The sequence below is a fragment of the Bordetella petrii genome, assembly GCF_020991325.1.
Taxonomy (GTDB): domain Bacteria; phylum Pseudomonadota; class Gammaproteobacteria; order Burkholderiales; family Burkholderiaceae_B; genus Bordetella_A; species Bordetella_A petrii_E.
On the sequence record NZ_JAJMLX010000258.1, the window covers coordinates 1 to 6304 of the forward strand.

The window sequence follows — 6304 nt, forward strand, 5'->3', positions numbered from 1 at the left end:
GGGGCTGCTGCACGCCGAACAGGTGGGCACGCCCATGCAGTTCGACGACCGGTCCGGCCAGACCGCCTTGCTGATCCCCATGGCACTACCTTACGCCGCCGTGGTACCCGGTCAGATCGTTGGCCAGCCTTGGCTGTCCTTAGGTAGCTCTACCTAAACTCGAAGGCTTTCTTGCTCGAAGACTTTGCGCCTCTGCTTGATCAAGAACCTTGAGCGGTGTCGATGATCCACAAAGAAAAGCTTTTGTCCGCCGGCTATAGTTTGCAGCCGATTTCGGCACCGCGAGTCCGCGGCAACCGCAGGTGCGTGACGAACTTCATCCTGGAAGGCGGCCTCCGCCTTTACGGCCAGCGCACATTGGTATAAAATTTTATACCGATCGACGTATGCAGCATGAGAAGGAGATCCGCTAGGTTGGGTCCGCTTACGACGATTTGGTGGAATTCCCAGATGATCCTCGCCGGGATGCCGGTTTCCAGTTGAGCAAGGTCCAGGCGGGCCTGGAGCCCGACGACTGGAAGCCATTCGATGACGTAGGCGCCGGAACGCGGGAAATCCGCATCCGCGACGCCAGCGGCATCTTTCGGGTGATGTACGTAGCCAAATTCGAGGAAGCTGTGTACGTCCTGCACTGCTTCCAAAAGAAGACACAAGCGACCAGCAAACGAGACAAGGACATCGCCACGGCGCGTTATCGTGCCGTGGCCAATGCAAGAAGAGACGGGCCATGAAGATCGACACCGGAATTCGCCATGTCACGAAACCGGGCGCGAACCTGTTCCTCGAACTGGGGTTCCCGGCCGAGGAAGCCGCGCGGCTGCAAGCCGCGTCGCGCCAACAGATCAACGATACCCGGCTGCTCAAAGAGCAACTGATGTCGGAACTGGCCGAATGGATTGCCCAGCATCACTTGAAGCAGGCCGAGGCCGCGAAAATCCTGATGGTGTCGCGACCGCGCGTGTCGGACGTGGTGAACAAGAAGACAGCGAAGTTCACCATCGACACACTGGTGGAAATGTTGAGCCGGGTTGGCAAGCCGGTTCGGCTGGCCATTGGGTGATGCACACAGCCACCCGCTTGCAGATACGCCCGGCCAGCTGGCTGGGCGGCTAGAACATGCGGGGGTTTGCAACCCGCTAAAATCCGGGTTTGGCTTCGTATCTCTGGGCACCCTCTCGCTCGGTCCGGGCCACCTATGGAAGCCCACATGAACACTCCCTCCCATCCGCCGAGCCACAAAAACCATACTCCCAAGGTGGGTTTCGTCAGCCTGGGATGCCCCAAGGCCCTGGTCGATTCCGAACGCATCCTGACCCAGCTGCGCACCGAAGGTTATCAGGTCACCCCCGAATACAACGACGCCGACGTGGTGGTCGTGAACACCTGTGGCTTCATCGACAGCGCCAAGGCCGAATCGCTGGAAGCGATAGGCGAGGCCATTGCCGAGAACGGCAAGGTCATCGTCACCGGCTGCATGGGCGTAGAAGAATCGGTGATCCGCGACGTGCACCCCAGCGTGCTGGCCGTCACCGGCCCGCAACAGTATGAAGAAGTGGTGCGCGCGGTGCACCAGGCTGCGCCGCCCAAGGCCGACCACAACCCGTATGTAGACCTGGTGCCGCCGCAGGGCATCAAACTGACGCCGCGCCATTATGCGTACCTGAAGATTTCCGAAGGCTGTAACCACCGCTGCAGCTTCTGCATCATTCCGTCGATGCGCGGCGACCTGGTCAGTCGTCCGGTGGGCGATGTGCTGAACGAGGCCGAACGTCTGGTGAAGGCCGGCGTGAAGGAATTGCTGGTCATTTCGCAAGACACCAGCGCCTATGGCGTAGACCTGAAATACCGCAGCGGTTTCTGGAATGGCCGCCCGGTGAAAACCCGCATGACCGAGCTCTGTACGGCCTTGTCCGAACTGGGCGTCTGGACGCGCCTGCACTATGTGTACCCCTACCCGCACGTCGACGAAGTGATTCCGCTGATGTCGCAGGGCAAGGTGCTGCCGTACCTGGACATTCCTTTCCAACACGCCAGCCCGCGCGTGCTGAAACTGATGAAGCGCCCGGCCTTCGAAGACAAGACCCTGGCGCGCATCAAGCGCTGGCGCGAAGAATGCCCCGATCTCACCCTGCGGTCCACCTTCATCGTGGGCTTTCCGGGCGAAACCGAGGAAGATTTCCAGTATCTGCTGGACTGGATGAGCGAAGCGCAACTGGACCGCGTGGGCTGTTTCCAGTATTCGCCGGTGAATGGCGCGCCCGCCAATGAGCTGCCCGACGCGGTGCCCGACGAGGTCAAGCAGGAACGCTGGGACCGCTTCATGGCGCACCAGCAGGCCATCTCGGCCTCCCGCCTGCAAACCCGCGTGGGCCGCGAAGTGGACGTGCTGATCGACACCATCGACGAAGACGGCGCGGTGGGACGATCCAGCGCCGACGCACCGGAAATCGACGGCAGCGTCTACGTGAACAGCGAACGCGCGCTGCGGCCGGGCGACATGGTGCGCGTGCGCGTCACCGGCGCCGACGAATACGACCTGTACGGCGACGCGGTGTAGGCACGGGCCGGCCTCGGCTCCCCACAATGGGTATCTGCAGCGAAGTGCGCATGGATCGTGCAATGGACGGTGTCAGACACACAAGGTGTCTGACACCCATGGCGCTACCTTAGCCGCCGCGGCGAGTTTGCGCCGCCACGGCCAGGTGTCCGGCTCCCGCCAGGGTGCCGGACACCGTCCAACCGAGACTGTCGTGGCATACAACGTGTCTTAGGGCGACACGGTATAGGCGCCAGGCACCCTAGCGGGAGCCTGACACCCAGCCCTATCAATTCTTGGCCAGGAAGTCCGCCAGGTCGTCGGCGTGTTCTTCCTCGACGGCCAGGATCTCTTCCAGCAGGCGGCGCGTGGTGGGGTCCTTGTCGCCCACGTAGTCCACCATCTGGCGGTAGCTGTCGATGGCGATGCGTTCGGCGATCAGGTTTTCCTTGATCATGTCCTGCAGCGTCTTGCCTTCGACGTACTCGGCGTGGCTGCGGTCCAGCAGGCCATTGGGCGACAGGTTGGGCTCGCCGCCCAGCTGCACGATGCGCTCGGCGATGCGGTCGGCGTGGCCGAGTTCTTCGGTGGCGTGCGCGCTGAACTCGGCTGCCACGGGCTCGGCATTCAGGCCGCGCGCCATGAAATAGTGGCGCTTGTAGCGCAGCACACAGACCACTTCGGTCGCCAGGGCTTCGTTCAACAGTTTCAGTATGGTTTCGCGGTCGGCCCGGTAGCCTTCGGTGACAGCGCCCGACTCGATGTCTTTGCGCGCCTTGGCGCGGATGGCATTCACGTCCATGTCGAACGCACCGTTGCGGGATTGGGGGGTAGCTTGTTGCATATCGCTGGCTCCTGGTTATGTTGTGCGGGGCAGGCCGGCTCGTGGCGCCCTGAGTCCGCTAGCCCAGCAAATGGCGTGCCCGAGGCCCGCTGTGCCCGCACGCGCAGAGGCCTGCGGAAGCCGCGCCGCCAAGTTGCGTAAACTAGTTACTGACTGCCGCATCGGCAGTCGATGTATTTTTGTAACTGGTGTATTACCCCGAACCATGAAAATCCAGAACATCTGCGTCTATTGCGGCTCCAACAGCGGCAGCCGCCCCGACTATGCCGAAGGCGCGCGCGAACTGGCCCGCGAGCTGGTGCGCCGTGACATCGGCCTGGTCTATGGCGGCGCCAGCGTAGGCATCATGGGGGTGGTGGCCGACGCCGTCATGGCCGAGGGCGGCCGTGTCATCGGCATCATTCCCGAACCCCTGATGCGCAAGGAACTGGGCCATCGCGGCCTGACCGAACTGCATGTGGTGCAGTCCATGCACGAACGCAAGACCATGATGGCCGAACGTTCGGACGGTTTCGTGGCCCTGCCCGGCGGGGCCGGCACGCTGGAAGAAATTTTCGAGACCTGGACCTGGGCGCAACTGGGCATGCACGAGAAGCCCTGCGGCCTGCTGAATGTCGCCGGCTACTACGACCAGATGGCCGCGTTCCTGGACCACGCCGTGCAAGAATCGTTCATGCGCGCGGAACATCGCGCCATGCTCATCGTCGAGGACCAGCCCGCCGCGCTGCTGGACCGCTACGCGTCGTACCAACCGCCCACCGTATCCAAGTGGATCGACCGGGGCGAACACTGACACCGCAACCCTGCCCATCGCGAACTTCGCCATGCCCACAGCCACGGTTACCCCAGCCAGTACGTCGTCCTTGATGCGCAACTACCTGCGCGCCAAGGACGAGAATCGCCCGCTATTCATGGCGCGCGCCTTCGCCAGCGATGCCGTGCTGAAGATGACGCTGCGCACCCAGGCCATTGCATTTCCGCCGGAAGCGCGCGGCCTGGACGCCATTACCGAGGCGCTGGTGCGCACCTTCGGCCAGACCTACGAAAACGTGTTCACGTTCTACCTGGGCCATCCGGGCGAAGACACGGTGCTGGCTGACTACACCTGTGACTGGTTCGTGGGCATGACGGAAAAGGCTACGGGCAACGTGCGCGTGGGCTGTGGCTGCTATGAATGGGAATTCCAGGAATCGCCGCACCTGGCCAGCCGGCTGACCATCACGATCGAAAGCATGCAGAGCCTGCCGCCCGATACCGCGCCGGCGGTGTTCGGCTGGCTGGCCGCGTTGCCCTACCCTTGGACGGATTCCGAGCGCGTGGTGAACAGCGCGCCCCCCATCGAAGCCCTGGCCCCCGTGATGCACTGGATACGCCGTGCCCACCGCCAGGCGTATCCGGCGGACGGCACGGCTTGAAATACGACCTGGCGGCATTCGACTTCGACGGCACGCTGGCCGACACCATGCCGTGGTTCGAGTCCATTCTGGACGGCGTGGCCGACAAGTACGGCTTTCGCAAGGTGAACGCGGCCGAGCGCGCGCAACTGCGCCACCAGAATGCCCACGAGGTGCTGAAGCAGCTGGACATTCCCATGTGGAAAATGCCCGCCATCATGTCGCACGTGCGCAAGCTGATGCGCGAGGTGGACCCCAACGTGCGGCTGTTCGACGGCATGGCCCAGTCGCTGCAGGAATTGCGCGCGACTGGCCTGCGCCTGGCGGTGGTCAGTTCGAATTCGGCCGCCAATGTGCGGCGCGTGCTGGGCCCGCAAGCCGCGCAATGGTTCGACGATTTCGAATGCGGCACCGACATGTTCGGCAAATCCGCCAAGCTGAAGCGCCTGCTGGCGCGCCACCGGGTGGCGCCGCAGCGCTGCGTGCTGGTGGGAGACGAGATGCGCGACATCGATGCCGCGCGCAAGGCGGGCGTGCGGGCCGCGGCGGTGGCATGGGGCTATAACCATGTGGATGCATTGCGCAGCCACGCGCCCGACGACATCATTCTCAACGTGGCCGACCTGCCGGCCGTACTGACCCGACCCTGACATGCACATCGACGACGCGCACCGCATCAAAGACCTGGACGCCCTGCAGGCCCTGTATGGCCAGCCCAGTGAAACCTCGATCATGAAGGAAGTGGACCACGTGCATCCGCACTACCGCGCCTTCATCGAAGCCGCCCCCTTCGTGGTGCTGGCCACCGTGGGCCCGGACGGCGTGGATGCATCGCCGCGCGGCGACCCGGCCGGCTTCGTGACAGTGGCCGATGACAAGACCTTGCTGATCCCCGACCGGCGCGGCAACAACCGCATCGACAGCCTGCGCAACATCCTGGCCGACCCGCGCGTGGCGCTGCTGTTCCTGGTACCCGGCGTGGGCGAGACCCTGCGGGTGAATGGCCGCGCCCGCATCAGCACCGACCCCGGCCTGCTGGCACGCCTGGCCATGCAGGACAAGCCGCCGCGCTCGGTATTGGTGGTGGACGTGGAAACGGTGTTTTTTCAGTGCTCGCGCGCCCTGGTGCGCTCGTCGCTGTGGGACGCCGCCAAACAGGTCGACCGCGCCAGCCTGCCCAGCACCGGACGCATGCTGGCAGACATCGGCGCGGGGAAATTCGACGGCGAGGCCTACGACCGGGCCCTGCCGGCGCGCGTACGCGATACCTTGTACTAACCGGCGCGGACACGCCTGGCACCGCTTGCACCGGGGCGGCATCTGCCCACATCGGGGTCAGGCACCCTGCGGGAGCCAGACCCCAGGGCCTTTACTGTTACCAGCCCCGCACGAACACATCCACGGGCTGGCGCTTGCCACCGGCTTTCTGTAGTTCCAGCAGCCGCAGCACGCCCTGGCCGGTGGCGATGTCGATGCCGTCGGCGGCCGCGCGCAGCACGCTGCCGGGCGCGGCGGACACGGTTTGTTCCA

8 protein-coding genes and 1 pseudogene are annotated in these 6304 nt (G+C 64.1%); 7 read left to right on the forward strand and 2 right to left on the reverse strand.

Annotated elements, in window-relative coordinates:
- Positions 1-434: 434 nt before the first annotated feature.
- The 3 genes from LPZ50_RS20040 to rimO all read left to right on the forward strand — a co-directional run bounded on the left by LPZ50_RS20040 (position 435) and on the right by rimO (position 2557).
- Positions 435-731 carry a type II toxin-antitoxin system RelE/ParE family toxin gene (locus LPZ50_RS20040; RefSeq protein WP_230664249.1) on the forward strand — a complete coding sequence of 99 codons (297 nt, stop codon included), beginning with the start codon at positions 435-437 and terminating at the stop codon, positions 729-731.
- The gene (locus tag LPZ50_RS20045; protein WP_230664252.1) at positions 728-1060 is read left to right on the forward strand and encodes a helix-turn-helix domain-containing protein; all 333 of its coding nucleotides are present in this window, start codon (positions 728-730) and stop codon (positions 1058-1060) included. Before LPZ50_RS20040 ends, LPZ50_RS20045 begins: the two co-directional genes overlap by 4 nt.
- Before the next feature lie 147 nt (positions 1061-1207).
- Positions 1208-2557: a 30S ribosomal protein S12 methylthiotransferase RimO gene (rimO, locus tag LPZ50_RS20050; RefSeq protein WP_230664255.1), complete on the forward strand. Its 1350-nt coding sequence runs from the start codon at positions 1208-1210 to the stop codon at positions 2555-2557.
- Positions 2558-2825: 268 nt separating this feature from the next.
- Here the strand turns inward: rimO and LPZ50_RS20055 are convergent, their stop codons facing one another.
- On the reverse strand, positions 2826-3380 hold the full coding sequence (locus tag LPZ50_RS20055; protein ID WP_230664257.1) for a ferritin-like domain-containing protein: 555 nt from the start codon (positions 3378-3380) through the stop codon (positions 2826-2828).
- A 205-nt stretch (positions 3381-3585) separates the two neighbouring features.
- Between LPZ50_RS20055 and LPZ50_RS20060 the strand changes: the two genes are divergently transcribed.
- Genes LPZ50_RS20060 through LPZ50_RS20075 form a run of 4 tightly spaced genes read left to right on the forward strand, consistent with a single transcriptional unit; the run spans position 3586 to position 6052 of the window.
- Positions 3586-4173 carry a TIGR00730 family Rossman fold protein gene (locus LPZ50_RS20060; protein WP_230664259.1) on the forward strand — a complete coding sequence of 196 codons (588 nt, stop codon included), beginning with the start codon at positions 3586-3588 and terminating at the stop codon, positions 4171-4173.
- A 31-nt stretch (positions 4174-4204) separates the two neighbouring features.
- A complete protein-coding gene (locus LPZ50_RS20065; RefSeq protein ID WP_230664262.1) occupies positions 4205-4795 on the forward strand; it encodes a hypothetical protein in 591 nt (196 codons plus the stop codon).
- The gene (locus tag LPZ50_RS20070) at positions 4792-5424 is read left to right on the forward strand and encodes an HAD-IA family hydrolase (RefSeq protein ID WP_230664265.1); all 633 of its coding nucleotides are present in this window, start codon (positions 4792-4794) and stop codon (positions 5422-5424) included. The genes LPZ50_RS20065 and LPZ50_RS20070 overlap by 4 nt, the downstream gene beginning before the upstream one ends.
- Before the next feature lies 1 nt (position 5425).
- Complete coding sequence (locus LPZ50_RS20075; RefSeq protein ID WP_230664268.1) at positions 5426-6052, forward strand: pyridoxamine 5'-phosphate oxidase family protein; 627 nt, start codon at positions 5426-5428, stop codon at positions 6050-6052.
- Between the two features lie 97 nt (positions 6053-6149).
- Here the strand turns inward: LPZ50_RS20075 and LPZ50_RS20080 are convergent.
- A pseudogene (locus tag LPZ50_RS20080) lies at positions 6150-6304 on the reverse strand (methionyl-tRNA formyltransferase); the annotation flags it as partial.